Below are 25,299 nucleotides of genomic sequence, written 5' to 3'. Positions count from 1 at the left end.
TTATATCCTTATCGTTTTGCTCGGAGCAGCGTCAGGTTCTATTGTCGTATCTTCATCCACATTAAACTTTCCTTGCAGATGACGCAGATGAGCCAAGGAAATATCAGCTGAAACATCGCTGGGTGTCAGCTGACCTCCCTCATAGGCTTTTGCTGATGCCTCACTGATAACCTGTTGCAGATATTGTTCGAAATACTGAATTACACTGTCGGTCGTTTCATTACTCATCAGGGAAATACATTCAAATGTCAGCACACCTTGCTGGACACCACCATAGATAGTCAGTTGTAAAGCTTCCTGATTAGCCTTATCGATAATCATCCCCAGGCCTTCAGCTTTCATTTGCCAGTCTTGCGATGGCTCTGCTGTGGTTCCTGTATCTAATTGACCCAGATAATTAAAACCAACCGCTGGCAGGCTGGCATTCGCCACGCTTCCCTGATAATTGAGCGAGCTGAACCCCAATCCTTTTTTAGGGATTGTCCGTAAGGACTCTTTCGTTCTGATAATCGTCTCGGCAATTGTGTCGTATGCTGTCAATCTGACTGGGAAATGTGTCGTAAACCAGCCAACGGCCTGAGTAACATCAATCTGGTCATGGATACTTTCCCGCCCATGACCTTCAAGCGTAATAAGGTTAGCTTCCCGCTTAAACGCATGAGAAAGCGAAAGCGCCAGGGCAGAGAGCAGCAAGTCATTAATTTCAGTGTTAAAACCTTTGTTGGCGATGTGTAAAAGCTGACTTGTTTCCTGCTGAGTTAAAGATAATTTACGATGTTTACGTGCTTCCGGAAGTTGATAAGCAGCCTGATCGGCAAGCACGTCTTGCCAGTATGAAATCTCATTTTCATTATCGCGTGCATATTGCTTAACCGCTTCAACCCATTGCCGGTAACTTGAACCTTTAGAAGGTAAAGACTGCCCTGTGAGTAACAACTTCATATGCTCACCCACAGTCCGGCAGGACACTGCATCTATGACCAGGTGGTGGAAAGTGAACAACAAACGGGTCGTGCCATCGTCATAATCCGAAACTATCGCCGCTTGCCACAGCGGGCCAATTTCGATATTCAGGCCGGACTGAAACGCAGTTGCCCGCTCTTCTTGCTCCTCGGTCGATAAACCGGAGAGACTCCAGTGTTGCAGTGTGGGGACAGACGCGGAAACATCAGAACTATAAAACTGCCGGTAAGAACCATCATTTTGCTGCACGAAGCGGCTCCGGAGCATGTCATGATGCTCAGTTAACGCATAAAGTGCTTCTTCAAGGGACTTCTGTGTGACACCGGCGGGAAGATTGACAGTAAAAGACTGATTAAAATGATGTGGATTGGCCAACTGTCGGTCAAAGAACCAAGCCTGGACTGGCAATAGATCAAACTCACCGGCTAGCACACCCTGTTCGCTCAAAATCTCAGCCTCTTCTGCGTCCTGATTGAGCAAGGCAGCCAGCCCAGCTACAGTCGGGGATTCAAAGACATCTTTTACCTGAAGTTGGAACCCCTCTCGCCGCAGCCTGGCAACAAGTTGAATGCACAGAATAGATTCCCCACCGATACGGAAGAAATTATCGTGCACACCGACTTTCTCCACACCCAGCACCTCTTGCCAGATATGACATAACACCTGTTCCAGATGCTGTGTCGGTGCAATAAAGTTTTCACTAAACTCCGCATCAGACGCAGGTAGCGCCCTTTTGTCGATCTTGCCATTAGCAGTAAGAGGCATGTGTTCCAGACGAATGATTGCTGAAGGCAACATGTGTCCGGGTAAGATTGATGTCAGTAAACCCAGTAAATACGCCTCACTGGCCTCTTCACCGCTGTTTACGACAACATAAGCCACCAGCTGCGACGACTTGCCTGTGTCTCGCACGACCACTGTAGCCTGATTTATCGCCGGTAATGATCGGAGTGCGCTTTCAATTTCTCCTAATTCAACCCTGAATCCACGTACTTTCACTTGTTCATCATTTCGCCCGATGAAATCCAAGTGTCCGGCATCCGTCCAACGCACAAGATCACCGGTTCGGTATAAACGCGTATAACCCTTCTGAATATCCGACAGACTGACAAACGGATTATCAATAAAGCGTTGCGCTGTTAATGCCGGACGATTTAAATACCCTCTGGCAACACCCGCTCCACCAATGTATAACTCACCCGGAACACCAATCGGGGCAGGCTCTAACTCTTCATTCAGGCAATACAGACGGACATTTGGAAAAGCCTGGCCAATAGTAACTGCCTCTTTATCCGACATAGTTGTAATGGTTGCTGCGACGGTTGCCTCCGTCGGACCATATTCATTGAAGACCTGCCTGAAATTGACTGTTAACACATTAAGTAAGCTCGGATGTAATGCTTCACCGCCCAGTAACAATGTACATTCCGGCATAGGAATCGAAGTAAATGCCGCTTCCGCAAGACTTGGGGTTGACTTAACTAGCGTTACTTTCTGCTGCAATAAATGCTGGTGATAATCATGAATATTACGTTGATCACCTTGATAGATGGCAACAGTAGCCCCCGTCAACAGCGGACAAAGGTTGGTGGCAACCGACAAATCGAAGCTGTAATTGGTTGAAAAATCAACACGACTAAAAGCATCACCGAGCTTGGCAGCAAGCCCGTAAGCATGATTGACAACACTGAACTGCTCAACCATAACGCCCTTAGGCTGTCCTGTAGTCCCTGAGGTATAAATGACGTATGCCAAATTTCTGGAAGATGCCATCGATTCAGGATTACCTGTCAATATATCTTCTGCAATGACGTCATCCACATTGACTAACGAACAATCTGTACCGTTCAAGCATTCTGTCACCGCATCGAGGAGTGCTGACTGAGTAATCATCAATGGTGCCTGAGTGTCGTCCAGAATGAAACGAAGTCGGTCTGCCGGTATCGTCGGGTCAATCGGCACATAAGCGGCTCCAGCTTTTAATACGCCAAGCATGCTTATGATCATCTCTGGGCTACGTTCGACAACCAAAGCAATACAAGTATCTGGTGCAAGCCCTGTTTTTGTCTGTGCTAAATGTTGTGCCATTAATACAGATGCCAACTGATTAGCACGGTTGTTCAGTTGCGCGTAAGTCAACGACCCGCCATCCCAGGTCACAGCCAGGGCATCCGGGTTAGTCCTCACATGACGTTCAAACACTTCAGCCAAAGTCAGGGAGTCTGGCCAGACGGTATCGGTAGCATTCCAGACATTCAGGCATAGATCCCTTTCCTGGCCATTCATCAGAGGGATATCAGAAGGCATGACATTCACGTTTTCCGATACCGCCTTCACCACACGTTCAAACAAAGTGGCCAGCCTTTGCGCACTGGTTACAGCCAGTTGGCTACCTGAGAACACCAATTGCCCTTGTATTGCCTGCCCTTCAGGTTCTAATTGCAAAATAATGTCTGGCCGTCCTTCTTCAGGCAACGACTCAATGGTTACATTCTGCAATGCACTCATACCGACCTGATATAGCTCATCCCCTTCATTCAGGCCTTCTTTCAGCGCCGAAAAACTGAGGCCCTGATGTTGCTGCGCAAGATGGAGCCACTGGCTGTATTCGTCGAGTAATTCATTGAATGGGGAATGGGCTTTCACGGATAACTTAGCAGGCAAATAGGCCAGTTTTTCTCCGTGCGAAGAATTGTCCCCTCTGTAAACGCCAAACAACACGTTACTTTGTTGAGTTACACAAGACAGTGCAATACCAAGACACGCCTGCAAAATAACAGCCGATGACAGATTAAGCTGCTCTGCATGCATCTGTAACTCTGTTGTCATATCAGAATCAATACTTACTTTCACAGCCTGAGTCATCGTTGTCGGGGTAATCAATTTGTCTTGATATAATCGCCCGTGAGCAGCATCTGTCAGTTGGCTTTGCCAGAACTGCATGCTTTTCTGGATATTTTGCTGATGTAAATGATCCTGTTGCCAACGCGAGGTGGCGACGGAACTGACAGGCACCACCGCTTGTTTGGTTACTTCATTGACTATCTCATCGAAGTGTCCCGCCATTTTGCGGATGCGACTGGCTTTAAACAGATCAGTTGAAAACTCCCAGCGCAGGTGTAAATTGTCCTCTTCTTCTGACACATGTAACACTAAGTCATAGCTGACTCTGGACAAGGATGTCTCAACAGGGGTGACCTGACAGTCTTGCAGCATTAATTCTGACTTCTGCATGTTTTGCAGTGACAGCACCACCTGGAACAATGGATTATGGCTCAGGCTTCGATTTGGTTTGAGTTGCTCTACCAACATTTCAAATGGTGTTTGCTGATGCTCATACGCTTCCAGCAACACCTGCTTACTTTGCTGAATCAATGTAGTGAAATCTGACACGCTATCCAGACGTGAGCGCAAAACCAGGTTATTCACAAAAAAGCCAATTAATGGGGATAATTCGTGCTGCTCGCGTCCTGCCACTGGTGTTCCGATCACGATATCCTGCTCACCACTGTATCTGTGCATCAGCAATACATAAGCGGCATGCAGTACCATAAACAAACTAACACCCTGATCTGCGGCAAGCTGCTTCAGCCCTTGCAATTGCTGCCGGCCCAGTGTCTGATTGATCGAACCACCATGGTAGCTCTGTGTCTTCTGGCGTGAGAAATCGGTAGGTAATTGATGAACATCGGGAAGACCACGTAACTGATGACGCCAGTAACTCAGTTGCTCATCCAGCACTTCTCCTTGTAGCCATTTTCGTTGCCACTGGCTGAAATCCGCATACTGAACTGGCAGCGGTGGTAACGCACTCGCTTGAGGGGTTGTGTAATTGCGATACCAAGCATTAATTTCATCAATCACAATCCCGATAGACCAGCCATCAGCAGCAATATGATGCAAAGTAATCAACATCAGATGCGAAGTGTCGCTCAGCTTAATGATTTTTGCTCGAAGTTTCAGTTCACTCGCCAGTACAAAGCGACGAACGTTATTTTCTTTCTGGATAGCCTCCAGCGATATCTGCTGCTGTTGCGCGGCTAGCTCCGATAAGTCAATAACATCCAATTCAAAACAACCAGCAGGCCGGATCCGTTGATACGGTTTCCCATCAACAATTTCAATATTGGTTCTCAATACTTCATGGCGTTCAACAATACGTTCTAAACTGTATTTCATCGCCTGAATGTTAAGGTTACCCTCAATACGGAAGGCCAAAGGAACGTTATACTGCTCACGGGCATTTCCTAGCTGATCAATAAAACATAATCGCTGCTGAGAGAATGACAGTTCTAACAGCCCTTCTCGTGGCATCGCTGTTATTGCGGGCAATTCTGACGTTCCGGACTGCTGAATCAGTGTAGCTAACTCCCCCACGGTTGGCGCTTCGAATATTGCTTTAATCGCGATATCCACCTGCCATAACTTTCTGATTGCAGAAATAAGCCGCGTCGCCAGCAACGAATGTCCGCCAAGCTCAAAAAAGTTATCCTGGCAACCCACTCTGTTAAGCTGCAACAAATCTTGCCAGATCTCGGCCAGTTTTTGTTCCGTGTTGGTTTGCGGGGCAACATACAGTCCTGATGGAACACGATGAAGATCATGACTCAGCAAAGCCTGTTTATTCACTTTACCGTTCGGTGTCAGTGGTAATTTGTCTACCACATTAAAGCGAACGGGTTGCATGTAAGATGGCAGCAAAACCGCTAGCTGTTGCTGGATATGTTTAGCCTGCTCGCTGCTGTTATTACTCTGTCCCGGATTGCTCGCCAGCACAGAAAACGTAACATGTCGGTTATGCAAATTGCGGTCATGGAAATAGCCTTTCTCCGGATGTTTATACAACCAGAGATCGACAGATTTCATCCCATGCGTGACAGACCATGTGATTTGATAATCTGCCCAATGTGAAGCATTACTGACTATGGCCTCACACATCTGTGCAAGTTCCCCCGGATGAATGGCAGAAACTGCGTTTTCTGCAGCAGATTGCTCCGCTAAATTGATGTCACCCGTCGATACCAGTTCACGTTCGATGTCCGCTAAATAAGGCATAGCCATTAAACGGGAATTACGGATACCCCGTATAACCAGACAATCACTGTCGTTCGGCGATTGAATCATGCTTTGCAGGGCATTCAGTGGCAGTGGTTCCTGTTGCCAGTCATGTTCAGCGATAACTGACTCTGAGTTATCACCGGAATAGGCTTTATCGATATAAATACACACATCATAACGAAACTGGTTCATTTCGTTATTTGCAAACCCTGTTTTCAGTTGGACTTTAATGTCAACAACCTCAGGGCAGTGATCAATAAGTGCGGTAAAAAATTCCGGGCTGACATAAAGCTCGTTATCCGCCGCCATTGATGAAGAGGCTTTGCTGTATAGTTCCTCTAACGTCGCATCACTCCCCAAGCGGTGATGTGCTAACTCAACATGAAACACATCCATTAAACGATAATTCAGCACGTCACCAATGAAGATACACCCTGTGCTATCCATGGCTTTGATCGCACTTTGAATAACATCATAGAAGTAATGAATACTAGGGAAGTACTGACAGACAGAGTTAATAATCACGGTGTCGACAGCCATTATGGGCCGTTGGGAATCATTACAAGCCTCCGCCTGACGTAGGTCGACATGTGATATCCCATTTTTCGACATGAGATGGCGCAGACGCTCGACCGCCTGACCCGATAAGTCTATGCCGCTATAGTGCTGACAATGAGAATGTAACTGAAGCAGTAACAACCCGGTTCCAACACCTATCTCATAAATACGCTGCGGTGATAATGACAGAATGCGGCTCACAGTGTGGCGCTGCCATTCTTTCATTTCATCAGCAGACAGTGGTTGTCCGGTATAGCTGCTGTTCCACCCTGTTGTATCAAACATATTTTCGGCATCAGAGTGACGATATAAGTTGTCATACAATGCCTGCCATGAATCCAGCAATTGCTCAGTCTTTTCCGCTTTGGGTAACGGATTAGTCTCTAGCATTTCATTAAGAACCATATACGCAACAAGTTCTTTTTCCTGCGCATCGGGACCGTCTTTCGTTTGCGCCAGAACAACCGCATCACTGACACCTTTTAGTTCAGTCAAACAAGACTGAACTTCTCCCAACTCAATACGGTAGCCCCGTATTTTAAGTTGTTCGTCTGCTCGCCCGACAAAGACGAGGCTGCCATCTTCCAACCGTCGTACCAGATCACCAGTGCGGTACAGCCTGTCTGAAGGATCGTGCTGCGTATGGATAAACGCTTTCTCATTCATGCCAGGGCGATTATGGTATCCCTGAACAATACCTTCCCCGCCAATGTATAACTCTCCGGGAACACCTACAGGTACTAATCTCTGTTTTTCATCTAACACATACAGTGATGTATTCGACAGGGCATACCCAATTGGCACTGTGGTGTAACTCCGCAGTGTCTGCTCTGTTACCGGATACCATGTACTGAATGTGGTGCCTTCTGTTGGCCCGTAAACATGCAGTAATTGCTGGGGTTTCCCGTGATGAAGGATGGCTTGTACCGCATCCGTACTGACAGCCTCGCCACCAAAAAGCAGTGTCTCCAGGCATGCAAAACAATCCGGTTTCTCTTTAGAGACCAAATTAAACAGCGCTGTTGTCACAAACAAAGTAGTGACACTTTCTTGTCTTAATTTATCGGCCAAAGCCAGAGGATCAACCAGGCAATCTTTCGGTATATGGATGAGCGTGCCGCCATTGAGCAATGCGCCCCATATCTCAAACGTCACCGCATCGAATGACGTATTTGAGGCAAAGGCCATCATTGTTTGCGGTTTCAAATCTATGTAATTTGTGTTTTTCACCAGCCTGATAACATTGTGGTGCTCTACCACCGTTCCCTTCGGGGTTCCCGTAGAACCTGACGTGTAATTCACATATGCAGCAGACTGTTTCTCAGGCGCAGGCAAGTTCGACGTATTACATTGGTCGATGCCATGCCGATCATCGCCATCCAGTAAAATAATGGTGCTGCCTTTTGAGGCCGCTGCTGTCAGCAAAGAAACACACTCACTGTCAGTGATCAACAGTTTGATCCCTGCATCCTCCAGCATAAACTGAATACGGCCAGACGGATAAGCAGGATCGAGGGGTACATAGACAGCGCCTGCTTTAATAACCGCTAAAATTGCGGTAATAGTGTCAATTTGTGGGGTGATACAAATACCTACCCAATCACCCTGTGCCACCCCGCGCTGGCATAAATAATGCGCTAATTGATTAGCCTTTCTGTTCAGTTCAGAATAGGTCAGACAGAGATCACCAAACTTCACCGCATTATGCTGCGGGCTCAGTTCAACGTATTCCTCAAATAATGTGTTTATCCGTAACTGCTCAGGATAAGGCTGAGAATGACCGCGACTGATTGCTAATAATTGCTCAAGCTCCTGCTCGGATTGCATAGTGAGATCAGCTATAGTCGCAGGCTGCTGTTCCATGAACACCCGAAGAATATGCTGTAAATGCTCAACCATAGCAGCCACTGTATTGTCGTTAAGCTGCTCAGCACGATAACCAATGACAAACTCAAGATTATCGTACGGCTCCACCATTAAGGTGACGGTATAATTGGTTTGTTCATTCGACTGAATGCCATCGATCCATATTTGAGATGATAACTGGCTTTGCTCTTCTTTTCTGGATCCAAAGAGTGCTTTATCAACCGGGTAATTCTGTATACCTACAAGCGTTTCAAATAATGGCTCCCCCTCTGGCAATTCACAGCAAGACTGAATTTCAGCCAATGACAAGAAGCCATGCCGATCCCGTTCTACACCCAGATCGTGGATCTGCTTTAACCACTCAGATATCCTCAGATCATTGTCACAGTCTACAACGACCGGTAAGGTATTCACCATCAAGCCAATGGTATTTTCAATACCTTCAACCTCTGCAGGACGGCCAGCATTTGCACTGCCAAACATAACCCGCTGCTCGCCGCTGTAGCGGTGTAAAAGGTAGGCCCATGCAGCCTGAACAACCACACTCAGCGTCGTGTTGTGGGTGCGGGCAAAAACCTTTAGCTGCTCCGTATCCCGCTCATCAAGTTGCCATCTGCGTTCTCGCGCACCTTGCGTTGTCGAGACAACAGGAATTTTATCAATAGCTAATGGGGTAGCCGAGCTGATATCCCCAATTACATCCTTCCAGTACGCCATTGCTTTTTGTGAATCCTGCCGTTCAAGCCACTGTAAATAGGAAGGATAAGCAGGTTCTGGCAACAATATACAACGCTCTTCCAACTTAGCTTTATATAGCGTAAGCAGCTCCGTCAGCATCAGAGACACTGACCAGCCATCCAAAATACTGTGATGATAAGTAACCTGTAAAACTTGCGTTTCATCAGATAAATTGAATACAGCAAGACGAACAAGGGGCGGGCATGCAAAGTCAAACGACTGTAATTTATCTTTTTCCAGATATGCCTTTAGTCTTTCCTGCTGTCTGGATGGTTCCAGATCCTTCACATCTTCAATGTAACAATGAATATCAGCATGAGTAAGCACCAGTTGGTAACGCCCATCATCACTGAAAGCCGTTCTGAAACCTTCATGACGCTTCACTAAATCGCTCCAGGCAGAACGATAAACTGATTCATCCCATTTGCCGTTCAGCGTCATCCAAATCTGACTTACATATTCACCACCTGCGTCTCCTTTGAGGTGGTGATAGAACAAACCTTTCTGCATTGGTGTGGCATCGTATATATCAGCAAGATCCGGATAACGTGCGGATAATTGCTCGACTTCATCTTGCATGATATGGGCAAGGGAGAAGTCACTCTGGGTTAATACCCTGTTGCTACTCGTATTGCAGTGTTCAATAATTCGCGCCACGCTGGCTAGGATGTCGTCGGCCAACTGCTTAATAGAGGCGTCACGATATTCACTACGGCTGTATCCCAGTTCAAGCACATATTGCTGACCACGACGCAGAACATTTAACATCAACTGACTTTCGCGCCGATTGGAAAGCGCAATATCACCTCGGGTTGGATGCCCTTGTTCTGAATGCGACGACATCAGAACAGTGCCACTCACTGCACGAATGTTGTTTAACTGATCCGTAATCCCATCCACTTGTCCAAGGTAATTAAACATCAGGGACGAATAGTGTTGATCGGCAGGCATATCAGTCAAAGCGGACGCAGCGTTGTTGATATACCTTAGTACTCCATAGCCTAAACCGTTGCCCGGCACAGCTCGTAGCTGTTCCTTAAGTGTTTTCATGACCGATTCAACACACTGCGAAGAAGATGTACGAAGAACAACAGGATACAAAGAGGTAAACCAACCCAAAGTTTCAGTCAGAGACAAACTGGTTTCCGCTGTTTCGCGCCCATGCGCCTCCATCAGTACCCTGAATGCTTTTACGCCTCGCCAGCGATTTATTCCCAGATAAGCAGCAATCAGTAACAGTTCATTTTCTTTTAGCCCGTATAGTGCTGCTCCCCTCTCTCGTAAAGAACGGCTCTGTTCATCGGTCAGTGTGAAAGCGAAAGTATTAATACTACGCCACGTATCCTCAAACGGCTCATCACCGTCTGTTGGTAGTTTCGGCAATTTTTCCAACGACTGTCGTTGCCAGTATTCTGATTCCTTTGCGAAGAATTGCTCAGTGGCAAAGGTTTGCAACTGCTTACCCCAAGATTGCAGCGAATCCGTTTTGTTCGGCAATGAAAATGGCAGATCCGAATTCGGAAATTGGTTGATCAAATCGTCTATATCTGCCAACAACACACGCCAAGACACACCATCTACGAGCAAATGGTGAAAAGTCACAAATAAAAGTTGTTTACCTTCATGCTCTAACAGAGAAAAATGAAAAAGCGGCCCAGAAAATGAGAAGCTGCCTTGAAGGTTTTCACAATAAGAAGAAATCTGATCCGGCTGAACAGAAACAACAGACCATGTTTGCTCAAGCTGGACTTTTGTATAGGTTTGATATGTTCCGGTCCATTGTTCATTCTTTTTATGGAAATGAAGCCTAAGAACATCGTGCCTGGATACGAGATAAGAAACAATACATGCCAACTGCTCACTCGTCAGATGTACAGATAATTCAAGTAGCATTGACTGGTTATAATGAGTCAGATCAGTGTGCGCCGATGAGAAAAAGTGCGCTTGCGCTGGCAATAATACTTGCTCACCATCCACTTCACTTTCAATAACTTTCGTTTGTTTAGATATTATTTTCTCTGATAGTTTTTCAATCGTTTGTGCAATAAATAAATCCTGCACACTAAATTCTAAGTGACGTCGTTTCGCTAAAGAAACAACCTGAATAGAAAGAATGGAATCACCACCTAACGCAAAAAAATTATCCGTAATACTGACAGATTCAACCCCTAACACCGTTTTCCAGATATCGCATAAAATGGCCTGCTCCGGTGTTTCTGGACTAACGGCACTAGTCTCAATATTTATCTCAACATCAAGTAATGCCTTTCTGTTCAGCTTGCCATTCGCAGATAAAGGAAAATGATCTACCGCCTGATAAATCTTAGGAACCATATAGTCAGGCAATATCTCAGCTAATCTGGTCTGAATAAATGTGTTTTCAGCGTTTCCGATATGATAAACAACCAGTTGCTCATTATCACCAACCTGCTTGAGTACAACTGCACATGCTTGAACACCATCCAGTCTGTTGATCTGATGTTCTATTTCACCCAGTTCTATTCGATGTCCACGAAGCTTCACCTGATGATCTTTTCGCCCCAGATACTCCAGATATGCCGGCCGTACTGTCCCATTCGTTTCTAACTCAGAATGTGCAACCCATCTGGCTAAATCGCCTGTTTTATAGAGCCGCTCACCTTGTAGTTCATCGAATGGTGATGCAATAAATGAGGCCGCAGTCAGTTCCGGTTGTCCGCAATAGCCTTCCGCCAGACCAATTCCTGAGATATATAATTCACCCTGGCAGCCGGTTGGAACAAGATTCAAATCAGGATCAAGCACCAGCAACCGAATATTCTGAATAGGACGGCCAATAGGAACTGTTTTATATGTCTTTGACGGTTCGCATTGCCAAAATGACACATCAATAGCGGCTTCAGTCGGCCCATACAAGTTATGCAATTCACTTCGAGTACCCGAATGAAAAAATCGGTCACAAAGTTCAGGCGATAAAGCCTCGCCACTGCAGAATACCCGCTGTACAGAATCACATCCCTGCCAGCAGCCACTATCCAACATGGCACGTAACATAGATGGCACGAAATGCAGTGTTGTTATTTTTTTTACCTGTATAAGCTCTGCCAGATAATGCGCATCACGATGACCTCCAGGCTTTGCTATCACCAACTTTGCTCCAGCCACTAATGGCCAGATGAACTCCCAGACTGAGACATCAAAACTAAATGGCGTCTTTTGCAAAACGGTATCACTGGCCAATAAAGAATATTGCCGCTGCATCCAGTCAATCCGGTTCGTTAAAGCCTGATGAGCAACCATTACCCCTTTCGGCTGACCTGTTGATCCAGAAGTGAAGATGATGTAAGCGAGGCTATCAGATTGGTATTGCCTGTCAGAAAGGTGTGTTGAATCAGATAACGGATTGGCATTGACATCAATTAGCAAAGACTCGACCGATATCGTCATGGCCTGGTGATAGGTATCACTATTACATAACAACAATCCGACCTGGGCTTGATTAGCTAACAGTTCAGTCCGACTGTGAGGTTGATCCGGTTCCATTGGCACATAGGCTTTACCCGCGAATAAAGTACCCCATATCGCGATCACCATCTCTAAGGAACGGGTCATATAAATGCCGACATGGGGAGATGGACATTTTGAGTGCAACAAATTCGCGACCTGGCAAGCTTTAAGGTACAGTTCCTGATAAGTCAGAATATGCCCATCAAATTCAATCGCTTCTGCTAAAGGAGCACGTCGTACCTGCTCTTGAAAACGTTGCTGAACCGTTAACTGAGAGTCGACAAACACCTTAGTGTATTGCGCTTTTGTTATTCCTAATAAATGTTGCCTTTCTCCTACCTCCAACATATCGACATCAGACAGGTACTCTGATTCCGGCGCTACGATTTTCTGCAACACTCTTCGATACATTTCGACGTAACGCTTAATATCAGCACGAGAAAAAAGGCTGGATGCAAAATTGAAAGTACCTTGTATCTCTTTCTCGGCCCACCCTACAGTGACATTCAAATCAAACTGTGCATAATGCTGTACGGCTTGCTCACTCATAGGAATATGCTGGAAAAGTGGTTCACTATTACTAATGCCATTTAAAAAATCATGGCCGTTAAACATAACCTGAAACAAAGGATGTTTCGATGCTTCTCGCTCTGTATGGGCCACATTTAAAATTTTATCGAAAGGTAAATCTTGATGAGCTTTACCCAGGATAAGCGATTGATGGACTGAATGAATCAGTTCAGAAATTGCAACCTGTGCTGAAGCCTGAAGGCGAATAGGTAACGGATTTACAAACAACCCCATCACACCATGGGTTTGTCTATGCTCCCTGTTATCAGAAGGAATACCAATTGTAATATCATACTGACCCGATAAACGGCTGAGTAAAATATAAAATCCTGAGAGCATTACCGTGTTTAATGAAACTTTATACTTTCTCGCTAGCGCTTTTAGCTGGGAAGACAAAAGCTCACTCAACCGAAAGACCTCTTCACCCCCTTTGTAGTCAAATACAGCAGGGCGAGGATACGTCAACGGCATGATTAGATCTTGTGCACCACTTAATGCTTCTGTCCAATAGTCACTATGTATTTTACTTTCATCCGTTGTCAGCTGATTTTCCTGCCAGACAACATAATCGAAATAGCTAATCGGCAACGAGGGTAACTGATAGCACTCCCCATCTATCAAAGACTTATAGGTGTGACTCAGTTCATTAAAGAAAACCTCTGTAGACCAGCCATCACAGGCAATATGATGCCAGGTGAAGAGTAAGTAACGTTGACCTTCTACATCATACCCACATAGCCTGAACCCTGGCTCACTTGCTAATTTAAAAGGGGCATCAATATCCTTCTTAACCTGTTCCCAGAACGATTTCTGCGTGAGAGTATTCGTATAATTCAAGCTTGGCCACTGATCCGTTAAATACTGTACCTCCTCATTGTCAATTGTGCCAAAACATGTCCTCAAAATAGCATGCCGTTCTACTAGTATTGAAATACAATCCTGAAGTAACAGGAGATCAACGCTTTTATCCAATTTTATTAACTGCGGAACATGATACGCCTTCGCCCCATTTTCAAGTTGCTCAAAAAAATACAGCCCTTTTTGCGATGATGACAGAGGGCACGAAGATAGATTTTGAGCAACAATACTGGCTGATAGTTCACTGCCCAAATTTTCAGCAATAACGGCAACAGACTGTTGAGATATTATAGTTGCCACATCAACTTTTATACCCAATTTTTCTTGCCAATCTGCTGCAGCACGAATCGCGATAATTGAGTTTCCACCCATTTCAAAAAAGTTTGCATGAATACCAACCTTGTTATATCCCAGAAAGTGTTGCAGTGACTCACATAATATTTTTTCTTTTTCATTTCTTGGCGGGGTGATGTCATGGTTTTCATTTGAAACAGGAACAGGCAATGCTCTCCAGTCCAACTTGCCGTTCAAAGTCACAGGCAAACTATCTAGCTGTAAAAAAGCAGATGGTAACATATATTCAGGTAGTATTTCCGATAAGCTATTGCGTATTTCACTTATATTTAACTTAGTGTTATCGTCACCTATTAAATAGGCTGAAAGGTATTTCATCTCACCCTGACCCTGAGTAATCACTGCAGCTTGCTTTACGCCTTCATAAGTCAAAAGTGCACTTTCAATTTCACTCAACTCGATACGATAACCTCGTATCTTTACCTGTAAATCTTTACGGGAAACATATTCTAGATTACCATCAAATAACCAACGTACCATATCTCCTGTACGGTACATTCGGTTATATCCCTTCGCAATTTCTTCATCCGTAGCAAATGGATCGTTTAAAAAACGATCTGCAGTTAACGTAGGTTGATTCCAATACCCTCGTGATACACCAGCGCCACCTATATACAACTCTCCAATTGCACCTTGCGGCAGTAACTGCAAATTATCATTAAGTACATACAGTTTTGCATTCGCCACTGGTCTACCAATCCGGTTAACCTCAGCAGATGAGCCAATATCTGTACTCCTTACAGAAACAGCAGTTGTTTCTGTAGGCCCATAAACATTAACTAACCTTTCCTTCCAGCTATCTTTTATTGCCTGCGAACATTGCTCACCCGCGCTTATAACCCATTTCAGACTAGCATCAAAATCGCCCCGTCCTAATGCAGATAAATACGTAGGAGTGGCAGCAAAATGAGTCACCTGATAACGTTTAACAAGCGTTCTCATCTGCTCAATAGAATGGATACTCTCAGTACTGGGAATTATCAGTCTAGCCCCATGAAGAAGTGTCATAAAGAGAACATCAACAGAACCATCAAAGTGATATGGAGGCCACCACATTACAGTTTCATTATCTGTCAGATTATAAGTATTTATCTGGCCACAAATAAGATTAACTAAATTTTTATGCTCAACCATTACCCCTTTAGGTTTACCCGTGGTACCTGATGTAAAAATAACATAAGCGAGACTATTACAATGCGATGAAGAAACAGGGTTATTAATTAAATCTGAATTTTCACAACCATACAAAATCGGATTAATAACTTCAACATGATTATCAAAATTATTTAAAATAGAATTAAGGTCTTCCGAAAAAAATTCATGTGCAATAATTAAATCAAGATTTACATCAGAAATAATTTGCTCTAAATAAGCTTTAGGGTGATCAGTTGAAAGAGGTAAATAAGCACCTCCAGCCTTCAATACTGCCAATATTGAAATAACCATTTCGATACTGCGGTCAAAGTACAAACCAATTAATGTATCTTCCGATACACTTTTACCAAATCGCGTCAAATAGTTGTTCTGTATTCTATGAGCAAGAATATTAGCTCGTTCATTTAGCTCTCTATAAGTAACAGATGTTTCTTGAAAAACGAGAGCTATTTTTTCAGGATTTTCTTCCACTTTCATTTCGAAAATTTTATGGGCAGTGACATTCAAAGGAAAATCCTGACTCACTGTGCCCCAGTCTAATAACTGTTGGCTACAATCTTTTTCCGATAAACATACAAGTTCTGCATGCTTTTTCTCTGGGGATTGAATAATCTGATTTAAAATACTTTCGTAAAGTTCAATCAATTTTGTTGCTGTGATTATCGAGATATACCGTTTATCAAAACACATTGTTATCTCAACATTATTATTATTATCTATTTTTATATCTACCATAATAGGTTGACACAAAGTAAAATCAGGTTTTTCTGACTTACCGAAAATATTTCTAATAACAAAAAAGGGTTTGGCTTTATTTTTACAGTATTCATCACCAAAAATATCATTCTGGCTCATAACTCTAGAGTGAGTTACGTTCTCAGTCAATGAAACAGTGAGCAATGATTCATTTTCACCCCAGTCATAACTACACCATGTAAAATTATCTTTAGAGTCATCATTTTTTTCATAATTCAGGGTAACGGTGCAGTTATCCTGCGAGTATACATGCAATATTTTATGCCAGATCACTTTTAGAAAAGTATTAACTTTTTTTATGTCCCCGCCACAAATTGATAAAATATCACTGAGTTTATCTCCAGATAACTCTATGGACAGTTCGCTTTTTCCAGAGTATATTTCATCATCCTTCCCCTCAGAAAAAAATGGTGTTATATCAGTTGGCAATACGTACTCATTGCTTAAATTATTATACATCTTAATTTCCTCAAAATATCATTCTTGAGGCGATGCAGCATCAAGCCAACTAACAACCTATTAGGCTATGCTATACACGCCTGACTATAATCGCATTCAATGGTTCACAGAAAATCAGTGACCGTGATATTTCCTCAAAGCCTGACAAAATACATCAACATCACTTTGTGATATAAAAGATACTCTCGCCCACCCAGGCAAACCAAACAAATCACAATCTCTTACATGAACACCCATAGCCTGTAACTTATCTATAAATTCATCACATACAGATCGGTGGTTAAAAAGTACAAAATTTGTCTCAGAAGGAATAAAATCTATATCAAGACTTCGAAAAACACTCATTACCTCTGATGTATATCCCTTCGAATTATCAATAATAGTTTGATGCCTCACTTTGTCTTTCAATGCAATAACACCTACTTTTTGTGCTATTGCATTAACCCTAAAGGGTAACGCTTTTGCGACATTAAAAATTACCGAAAGGTTTTCTTTTTTTGATACTGCATAACCTAACCTTAACCCAGATAAAGCATGTGTTTTTGATAAGCTTCGGAGAACGATTAAATTAGGATGTTCATTAATGTCATTTACAACGCTATAAATTTCACTACCAATAAAATCAATATAAGCCTCATCAACAACAACGATTACACCAAATTTATTAAAATAACGAACAAGCTCGAGAATAGCACTTCTATCAAGAACAGTTCCACATGGATTATGAGGGTTGCAAATAAACGCAAGTGTTACGTCTGGGTTCAATTGTAGAGTGGATCTATATTCTGTGACACAGATATGAAAATCTCTCAAAGGAACAGATATTCCCACCCCACCATGAATATTGGTAGACATAGCATAGCCTGGGTACGTTGCATCGCTGAACATAGCCTTTTTACCATGTTTTAAATAAGCGCAGCAAAGCAAAAAAATCACTTCATCAAGACCATTACCTACAAATATATTATCAGACTGTAATCCATGGTAATTCGCAATAACCTCTACAAGCTCCCGGGAAGTAGGATCAGGGTATAACCCTGTCTTTTCAATAGCATTTAATAGCGTGTTTTCAATGTCTTTTGTTGGGTAGCTTCCAACTTCGCTCATGTGCAAACGATGTAAAACATCATCACTATTCTCATTGTAATTTCGTATAATAGTCATAAATTAGTTGCTCTCTAGTACCTTAAATATCATTAGATATGTATTAGGGACATTGAGATACTGTTTATCTATTAATTCAGCACCAGCAAAATTAAAAGCATGAATATATGTTTCTTCCGGAAAAATGTTTATCTGTTGCATTGCATGCACCATCTCAAATCCATTTGAGAAGATTTCTTTTACTTGTATATCATCATTTTTTGCTTTAACCGTATCTGCAACCCAGATGTATTTTGGCTGGCCAAACTCTTTGACCACTTTTCTGGCAGCTTCCTCAGGACCATAGATATTAAAAAGATCGTGCATAGACATGAAAGACATTACAACATCAAGATCATTGCCAATAGCACCTCTCACTTCATCAGCGACCGCTAATGCATCTCCCTGTATGAGTTTTATCTGCGCACTAACACCATGCTGTGCAACCAGTTCCGCAGCAGCCTTTATTGCTTCAGCATTAATATCTACACCAATTGCACGACAAGTACTAACTTCTTCAACTGCATGAATCAAGCGTTTCCCAACACCACAACCTAAATCAACAATATAACGGGGCTGATACTCCTTAAGCACATTGATATACGCATCCAACATAAAAGCCGAATTTGCCATTTGCGAGCCTACCGCAACATAATGTCCATTAATCGCTTCTCGTGCAGCCGATTGAGTACCATCCAAAATACTTCTTCGGATGTAGTCTCCATAGCCGCCAACCAACCATGTACTAAAAGCAGAATAGGTTGCCCAGCTACGTCCAAGGTCGGTGAGCATAAACTTAGTATTCTGCGACTTTTCGACGATGCCAAGTTTCACCGTAAATGACAGCAGTTCATTAACTGTGAATGGAAGCAAATGTTGATAACGTTCTAAATGGTCCAGTACTACTTGACTACTGGCAAATCGAAGCTCGTCATCAAAGACCTGCCAGAAATCAACCTCTGTTAATAAAAATGCTAGGTTTGTTGTTAAGTAGCCATTGAAACTGTCTGCTGCATCCATCCGCGCCTCCGAAGTATCACTCACCAAAACTTTAGTATTTTCAGTATAAAATGTTGTTTATTTAACAAAATCACCCAGACACAAGGTTGAAGTTATACATATCAACGATAAAAGATTCTTAGTAGCGTAAACAAAGCTTACAAAATCATCATAACCAGAATCGATAATGCAGTGGAGTATAAATAATGAAATCTGTTACTAACATCAGGAAAAACAAAGACAACAAATAAAGATAAATACACCATTAAATAGTGAAATTTAAGACCGAAATAAACACTTAAACCAAAAGAGCAAAATAAAAGATCATAAGACAAGTATAAAAAAGACTATCAACCCACAACGAAATCAATCATGGAATTCAAAATAAAACTTCAAATTATTTGAAAAATAAATAGCAAATAACACAAAAGATAAAAAACCCAGATAAAACAACCAACAAATAAATGTATTTTGAAATAAAAGTTTATTTACCATTTTTGTTACTAAAGCCTAATTTTCAACAAATAACTTTGACAATCAACAGATAAAGAAAGCGAAAACAAAGCAAACTTAATCAACTTAATTCTTTAAGAAAAATTTAATGTGAGATATATTAACTTATAAATCACGGCATTCGTTTCATTTCACAGAGGCTTAGTACATGAGCATCAATTCCTTTATAGATAATGAAAGTGGTATAAAAGGCTATAGTTATAATAGTCACAACAAAGATAATGATCAGGCCAACACTATTATAAAGCTTTGGATTGAAGCCAATAGAGAAGAGGTGTTATCCGATTTGCATCACTTCCCAGCTCTTATTTTCAGAAACTTTCCTATTTCCTCACCTGATTTATTTGAAGATTTTGTTAGGCTTCTGAATTTCAAACCGTATAGCGATTATACTGACTTACCTAAAGAGTCAAATTCATCCGGCGTCTATAAGTCCACACCTTATCCAAACCACAAACCCATACTGTTTCACAATGAAAGTGCTCATATGCCGTCTTGGCCTCAGTATCAATTTTTCCATTGCTTAAAAGTCGCAGAAAAAGGTGGAGCCACACCTATCGTAGACTGCCGAAAAGTTCTCAACGAACTACCAGCAAAACTCGTTGATAAGTTCACGATAAAAAAATTAGCATATGTTCGTACTTTTAAAGACTACCTCGATGTAAGCTGGCAAAGCTTTTTCATGACATCAGATAAAGACGAAGCCTCAAAAAGATGCATAGAGCAGGGATACAATTTTAAGTGGCTGGATAACGGAGAGTTACAAATCAGTACAATTTCCCCTGGTACTATCACTCACCCCATCACACAGGAAAATGTCTTTTTCAACCAAGTGCAGTTACATCATGTATCCTTCCTAGATACCAAAACACGCGACAGTATGGAAGAAATGTTTGGATCAGACATGATGCCAAGAAATGTTTTTTACGGTGATGGTTCTGTTATCTGTGATTCCGATATGAACTTAGTTAAGCAAGCTTTTGACAAATACGCAGTGAGATTCAAGTGGCGTAGGAATGATATTTTGATGCTTGACAATATGCTCACGGCGCATGGAAGAGATCCATTCGAAGGTGACAGAAAAATATCCGTCATCATGGCCAACATGGTCAAAAAAAACGATTTTCTTTCCTAAACAGCTAGCTCAAAACCTCTTCACCTATCTTTAGTAAAATCAAATAACATGTCAGCCAGAGCCCACCGCTCTGGCTGACAGTCCATTAGCTGGAAGGATACTCACTTTCTTTTCTCTGGCGAGAACGCTTAATTGTCCAGTGCTCGTTAGGATCATAGTTTTCATCACAAAGGTCGATAGAGAACCCCATATCGACAATTTCTTTCAATGTCAGGTTATCCGCCAGATGAGCGATATCACCAGATCTATTACGTAATTCCATAACCGTACCTATCTCTGTAACCTACTTGATAACCCGTCCCTGATGTGTATCTTTCCCTGAAACCCTCTTTGTGACTTTAACTATAGCTTCAATAGAAGCATTACGTGGCGTTCAAGCCAGACGTACTCAGCTGCACAGCCAGCAGGTAAAAGCTGGATCGGCCTCTAACTTCCAGTACTAAGAATAAAATCAATATGATGAATTCCTTTTGCCTGACGCTCAGGCTACTATAATCGGAATACATTTCTTGTCTTCCTCTGTACAGACATGAGGCAATCCGGCGAGTGGATTAAGGGAAGCTGCAATGCTCAAAACCGCAACGAATCAATCTCAGGGGATGCTGCTGTTCAGGCTGAATTCCCGGCAACTTTTTGCAATAGGCACATTGAAAGTAAAAGAAATCGTGCCCTTTACGCCATTGACAGCCATTCCGCAGTCCCACTCTACAGTGTTAGGCGCAGCCAGCCTGCGTGGCGATACGCTGCCTGTCATCGACATGGCCAAAGCTATCGGTTACCCGGCGCTGACTCAGGAAGAACTGAAGAAATGCTACATCATTATTACTGATTGCCGACGCAAGCTGGTGGGTTTTCTGGTACGTGGCATAGATAAAATCACTGAATGTAACTGGCATAATATCGATGCACCACCGCCATCCCTGGGCAGAAATATCTTTGTCACCGGCGTCACCAATATCGAGAATCAGCTCGTTCAGCTGCTTGATATTGAATTGTTACTTTCTAAAGTCTTTCCTGACTCACCTGAAAGCCTGCACCCGGTATTGACGGATGTTCAGCGAGAAACGCTAAGACCACTTAAAATCCTTCTGGTGGATGATTCGGCTGTTGCACGACGTCAGCTCTGTCAGGCAATGGACAGCGTCAGCATCCCCTACCACATAGCCACCACTGGGACAGATGCACTGAGAATGCTGAATCAGGCTGCCGATGCAGGGCAGCCATTTGACATTCTGGTCAGCGATATTGAAATGCCTGGCTTAGATGGCTATGAATTAGCCTTTGAAGTGCAAAATAATTCCAAGCTCACTGGGACTTACATCATTCTTCATACCTCGCTGTCCAGTGAGATTAGTGTCTCCCAGGCGCATCAGGTCGGTGCCCATGAAGCGCTGACTAAATTTGAAGCTAATGAGCTAATCCATGCCATGCTTCGCGGTGCTCACCAGCACCAGGAAAGCAATGTTGGCTGAAGTTCAAAAAAATTACATCGTTTAGTCCGAACTAACAAAAAACTGACATTCACTGCGGCAGCTATGGCACAGTTGCCGTAATCAGTTTTCTCCAGCTATCAGTAACGGATCAACACCATGTTCAAGCGCATTGTATTCAGTGCCATTATCCTAACCGCCTCCACCACCGCTTTCGCCAATCCAGAACTGCTCTCTCCCGATGAAGCAGACCTCGGGCATTTTCAACTCATTGAAACAATTGAGATAAAAGGCGATATCGACGACAGCATAGCCCAGCTTATCGACAAATCACTTGAGAATAAAAATGGGCAATTCTATGCCATCGACACCATCAAAGAAGACATCAAACAAGAAACACTGACGCTGGTCATCAAGCTCTACAATGAGCCTGCAGGCATGATGAAAGACCAACTGGCAGCGTAAACTTCCGGCCAACAATGTGTTTCCACTGGTTTACCCAATTCCTTTTGTTGGTGGAGCGGTAAAAGAGTAGTATGTGTGCCTCTGCAACTTCAAAGGCTTAATGTATGAAATACCAGTGGATTCTGTTTGACGCCGACGAGACTCTTTTTCACTTTGACGCTTATCGTGGCCTTAAGCTGATGTTTTCACGCTTTGAGGTCGATTTCACGCCAGAGCATTTCTCCGAGTACCAGCGTGTCAATCAGCCTCTTTGGGTTGACTACCAAAACGGTGATATAGACGCAGAGCAGCTGAAGCATCAGCGGTTTGAATCCTGGGCTCAGCAGCTTGGCGTGACAACCGTTACCCTGAACAGCGCATTTCTCGAAGCAATGGCAGACACCTGCTCTTTGTTACCGGGTGCAGCCACTCTGCTTGAACGCCTCAATCCTCACGTGAAAATGGGCATCATCACCAACGGTTTTACTGAGCTGCAGGACATTCGCCTGCAGAGAACCGGCGTGGATCACTATTTTTCTTCTCTGATTATTTCGGAAAAAGTGGGCGCCGCCAAACCGTCTCCTATCATCTTTGACTATGCCATCAATGCGATTGGCAATCCTGCACCCAGTACAGTGTTGATGGTTGGAGACAACCCGCATTCAGATATTCTGGGCGGCATGAAGGCCGGAATGGATACTTGCTGGCTCAATCACCACGATGCACAAGCACCAGAGGGAATCAGACCCAGCTACACAGTGCGCCATCTGGATGAACTAACTAGTCTGTTATTCAATTAATGTTGCGACTTTAGATAACGGCGGGAAATAAGCGGCGATAAGGTTGTAGCCTGTCTGATATAACAAAGCGCACCGATAAGTGCGCTTTTCATGTCTGGCTACCCAAACTGGGGGGCTATGTAGTCAAAAAAGCAGTAATTATTCGTAGTCGAAATCGATGTACTCACCGCTGTCCTGACGCTGACGCGTTGATCGGCGTTTCTTCTTCCGCGCCTGCTGATTGTAATCTAAAAAGTCATCGTTAAAGTCACTCTTAAACTTGGACTTAGACCCTTTGCGGAACTTCTCATCTAACTTTGCCATGCTTGTTTCCTGACACACAACCAGATAAAAACATTGAGTATATTAGGTTGCCATTAGTGGCAAACCATCACCACTAAGCATAGGGTAACGATTCAGACATACGCTAATGCTTAGTGTTACAGTCAGGTGGTCAGTTCTATCGCTGTACATAGCCGAAACAGTGATTAAGTGTACGGAACTGACCCCTTCAGCAGCGAGACTAATGCAAAGCCTGAATCCCTGTACAACAAGATATTTTCATCAAGAGAATAAAATATTCTGCTCGATGAAATGCGCCTAGACACGCTCACTTATTTCACTGAACGCGACATCCAGCAAACCGTTAAGCAGTTCCACTTTTTCATTATCATCACGCCAGACTAGGTACAAAGACTGCTCCATGACGGGGGCGTTATTAACCAAATGCAGCTCACCGGACTCAACACTGTGTGCAATAACAGGTGAAGGCAAATAGCCTACTCCGCCATTGTTCAATAAGTGTTCCAATGCCATCTTACTGGAATGTGTGTGTAAGATAGGTGTCTTCTGCAGTTCATTAATCCGGCTGTGATCAACGGCAAACCGCGTCCCCCAGTCCAAATAGATCAAAGGAAAATCTTTGATGTCTGACATGCCACAGTCGGACTGATGACAAACCAGTTGCAGCTGATAATCCCTGACTTTATTCACCATCAAATCGTCAATCTTTGGCGGTTCACTGGTGATAACCACATCCACGCTCTTATTCAGTATTTGCTTGGCCTGAGCCTGACGAGGAACGGTTTCCAGACGCAGCGCCAATTCTGGAATCGCACCATAAATACGGCTGATCCAGTCTGACAGACCATCAAACTCCCACACCAGAGCGGAAGCGCCCAGCGTGATCTGGTTATTACGTGAGTCTGACAATGCCACATCCTGACGCGCCCTGCTCCATGTCTGCAAGATGGCTTCTGCATACGGCTGGAGACGTTCACCTGCCGCAGTCAGATGAACATTGCCGCGTTGACGTGAAAATAAAGCGTTACCTAACTGGGATTCCAGTTGGCGTATCCGGAAACTGACCGCAGACTGAGTCAGATATAAATTATCGGCAGCACGGCCAAAGTGACGTGTTTTCGTCACTTCTAGAAATGTTCTGAGTAGTTCGGTGTCCACAAGTAAACCTACATAATGAAGAGTGGGACTCTGGGCATATATGCCCTTAGCGATAGTACACTGCCCCTCCCCCCATTATCATCAAAAAGTTTTATCGTTACGACGAAAAAGCTTTGATTTACAACTCGACAAACCTGAAAGAATATCTGCGAAAATCTCACATGGCAGGTGATCAGATGAGAAATGTAGGTAAATTTTACGACGATAAAAATTTCCCGCGCGGATTTAACCGCTCCGGTGTCTTCACTGTGGGTGAAGCCAGCATTTTGGAAAGTTATGGCAGAACCATGCGTGGCATCCACGAAGGTTTGCTCAGGCCTGAAACACCGGAAGAAGAGCAGTTTTTTGCTGAAATAACAGGACAACAGGAAATCTCTTCAGACTTTGCTAAGTGCTGGGTTAAGTACCTGAAACAAACTTCTACAAAAATACGTAGCTACACCTTGTGTAACTCACCTCGCAAATCATCAGCAAGCAGCTTTGACGATGATAGCGATGACGGCGGTAGCGATGACGACATGGATTTTTAATTAATCCGTCATTTATCGCCATAGCAACATGCTTTACCGAGCCA

Annotated in this window: 11 protein-coding genes; 5 read left to right on the top strand and 6 right to left on the bottom strand. The window is 43.4% G+C overall.

The window, feature by feature from the left end; genetic code table 11:
- From Q4491_RS08860 to Q4491_RS08850, 3 genes are all read right to left on the bottom strand, one after another.
- Positions 1-16,821: a non-ribosomal peptide synthetase gene (locus Q4491_RS08860; RefSeq protein ID WP_303456617.1), complete on the bottom strand. Its 16,821-nt coding sequence runs from the start codon at positions 16,819-16,821 to the stop codon at positions 1-3.
- A gap of 114 nt (positions 16,822-16,935) precedes the next feature.
- Positions 16,936-17,985, bottom strand: a complete 1,050-nt coding sequence (locus tag Q4491_RS08855; protein WP_303456614.1) for a histidinol-phosphate transaminase — start codon at positions 17,983-17,985, stop codon at positions 16,936-16,938.
- Positions 17,986-17,988: 3 nt separating this feature from the next.
- A complete protein-coding gene (locus Q4491_RS08850; protein ID WP_303456611.1) occupies positions 17,989-18,984 on the bottom strand; it encodes a class I SAM-dependent methyltransferase in 996 nt (331 codons plus the stop codon).
- 640 nt (positions 18,985-19,624) lie between these two features.
- Here Q4491_RS08850 and Q4491_RS08845 point away from each other — a divergent pair.
- Positions 19,625-20,611: a TauD/TfdA family dioxygenase gene (locus tag Q4491_RS08845; RefSeq protein ID WP_237794997.1), complete on the top strand. Its 987-nt coding sequence runs from the start codon at positions 19,625-19,627 to the stop codon at positions 20,609-20,611.
- 85 nt (positions 20,612-20,696) lie between these two features.
- On the opposite strand, the gene Q4491_RS08840 is transcribed toward Q4491_RS08845, so the two are convergent.
- Positions 20,697-20,873, bottom strand: coding sequence for a hypothetical protein (locus tag Q4491_RS08840; RefSeq protein WP_192016898.1), 177 nt, complete (start codon positions 20,871-20,873; stop codon positions 20,697-20,699).
- Between the two features lie 304 nt (positions 20,874-21,177).
- Here Q4491_RS08840 and Q4491_RS08835 point away from each other — a divergent pair, with 304 nt between their 5' ends.
- The 3 genes from Q4491_RS08835 to yjjG all read left to right on the top strand — a co-directional run bounded on the left by Q4491_RS08835 (position 21,178) and on the right by yjjG (position 23,285).
- On the top strand, positions 21,178-22,083 hold the full coding sequence (locus Q4491_RS08835; RefSeq protein WP_303456606.1) for a chemotaxis protein: 906 nt from the start codon (positions 21,178-21,180) through the stop codon (positions 22,081-22,083).
- Positions 22,084-22,200: 117 nt separating this feature from the next.
- A complete protein-coding gene (locus tag Q4491_RS08830) occupies positions 22,201-22,506 on the top strand; it encodes a hypothetical protein (RefSeq protein ID WP_192016896.1) in 306 nt (101 codons plus the stop codon).
- A gap of 104 nt (positions 22,507-22,610) precedes the next feature.
- On the top strand, positions 22,611-23,285 hold the full coding sequence (yjjG, locus tag Q4491_RS08825; protein ID WP_237794995.1) for a pyrimidine 5'-nucleotidase: 675 nt from the start codon (positions 22,611-22,613) through the stop codon (positions 23,283-23,285).
- Between the two features lie 138 nt (positions 23,286-23,423).
- On the opposite strand, the gene Q4491_RS08820 is transcribed toward yjjG, so the two are convergent.
- Positions 23,424-23,588 (bottom strand): hypothetical protein, encoded by a 165-nt coding sequence (locus Q4491_RS08820; RefSeq protein ID WP_162836569.1) that lies wholly within the window; start codon positions 23,586-23,588, stop codon positions 23,424-23,426.
- A gap of 276 nt (positions 23,589-23,864) precedes the next feature.
- On the bottom strand, positions 23,865-24,725 hold the full coding sequence (hdfR, locus tag Q4491_RS08815; protein WP_161458713.1) for an HTH-type transcriptional regulator HdfR: 861 nt from the start codon (positions 24,723-24,725) through the stop codon (positions 23,865-23,867).
- Between the two features lie 176 nt (positions 24,726-24,901).
- Here hdfR and maoP point away from each other — a divergent pair, with 176 nt between their 5' ends.
- Positions 24,902-25,255 (top strand): DUF413 domain-containing protein, encoded by a 354-nt coding sequence (gene maoP / locus Q4491_RS08810; RefSeq protein WP_192016932.1) that lies wholly within the window; start codon positions 24,902-24,904, stop codon positions 25,253-25,255.
- Positions 25,256-25,299 lie beyond the last annotated feature (44 nt).

This window comes from Photobacterium sp. 2_MG-2023, assembly GCF_030547675.1.
Taxonomy (GTDB): domain Bacteria; phylum Pseudomonadota; class Gammaproteobacteria; order Enterobacterales; family Vibrionaceae; genus Photobacterium; species Photobacterium arenosum.
This window is presented reverse-complemented; position numbering and strand designations above follow the sequence as displayed.

Bases quoted from the DNA above. Each gene is read 5' to 3' on its own strand.
- Q4491_RS08860 (WP_303456617.1), bottom strand. From the start codon at position 16,821: ATGTATAATAATTTAAGCAATGAGTACGTATTGCCAACTGATATAACA.
- Q4491_RS08820 (WP_162836569.1), bottom strand. From the start codon at position 23,588: ATGGCAAAGTTAGATGAGAAGTTCCGCAAAGGGTCTAAGTCCAAGTTT.
- Q4491_RS08830 (WP_192016896.1), top strand. From the start codon at position 22,201: ATGTTCAAGCGCATTGTATTCAGTGCCATTATCCTAACCGCCTCCACC.
- yjjG (WP_237794995.1), top strand. From the start codon at position 22,611: ATGAAATACCAGTGGATTCTGTTTGACGCCGACGAGACTCTTTTTCAC.
- maoP (WP_192016932.1), top strand. From the start codon at position 24,902: ATGAGAAATGTAGGTAAATTTTACGACGATAAAAATTTCCCGCGCGGA.
- Q4491_RS08845 (WP_237794997.1), top strand. From the start codon at position 19,625: ATGAGCATCAATTCCTTTATAGATAATGAAAGTGGTATAAAAGGCTAT.
- Q4491_RS08850 (WP_303456611.1), bottom strand. From the start codon at position 18,984: ATGGATGCAGCAGACAGTTTCAATGGCTACTTAACAACAAACCTAGCA.
- Q4491_RS08855 (WP_303456614.1), bottom strand. From the start codon at position 17,985: ATGACTATTATACGAAATTACAATGAGAATAGTGATGATGTTTTACAT.
- Q4491_RS08835 (WP_303456606.1), top strand. From the start codon at position 21,178: ATGCTCAAAACCGCAACGAATCAATCTCAGGGGATGCTGCTGTTCAGG.
- Q4491_RS08840 (WP_192016898.1), bottom strand. From the start codon at position 20,873: ATGGAATTACGTAATAGATCTGGTGATATCGCTCATCTGGCGGATAAC.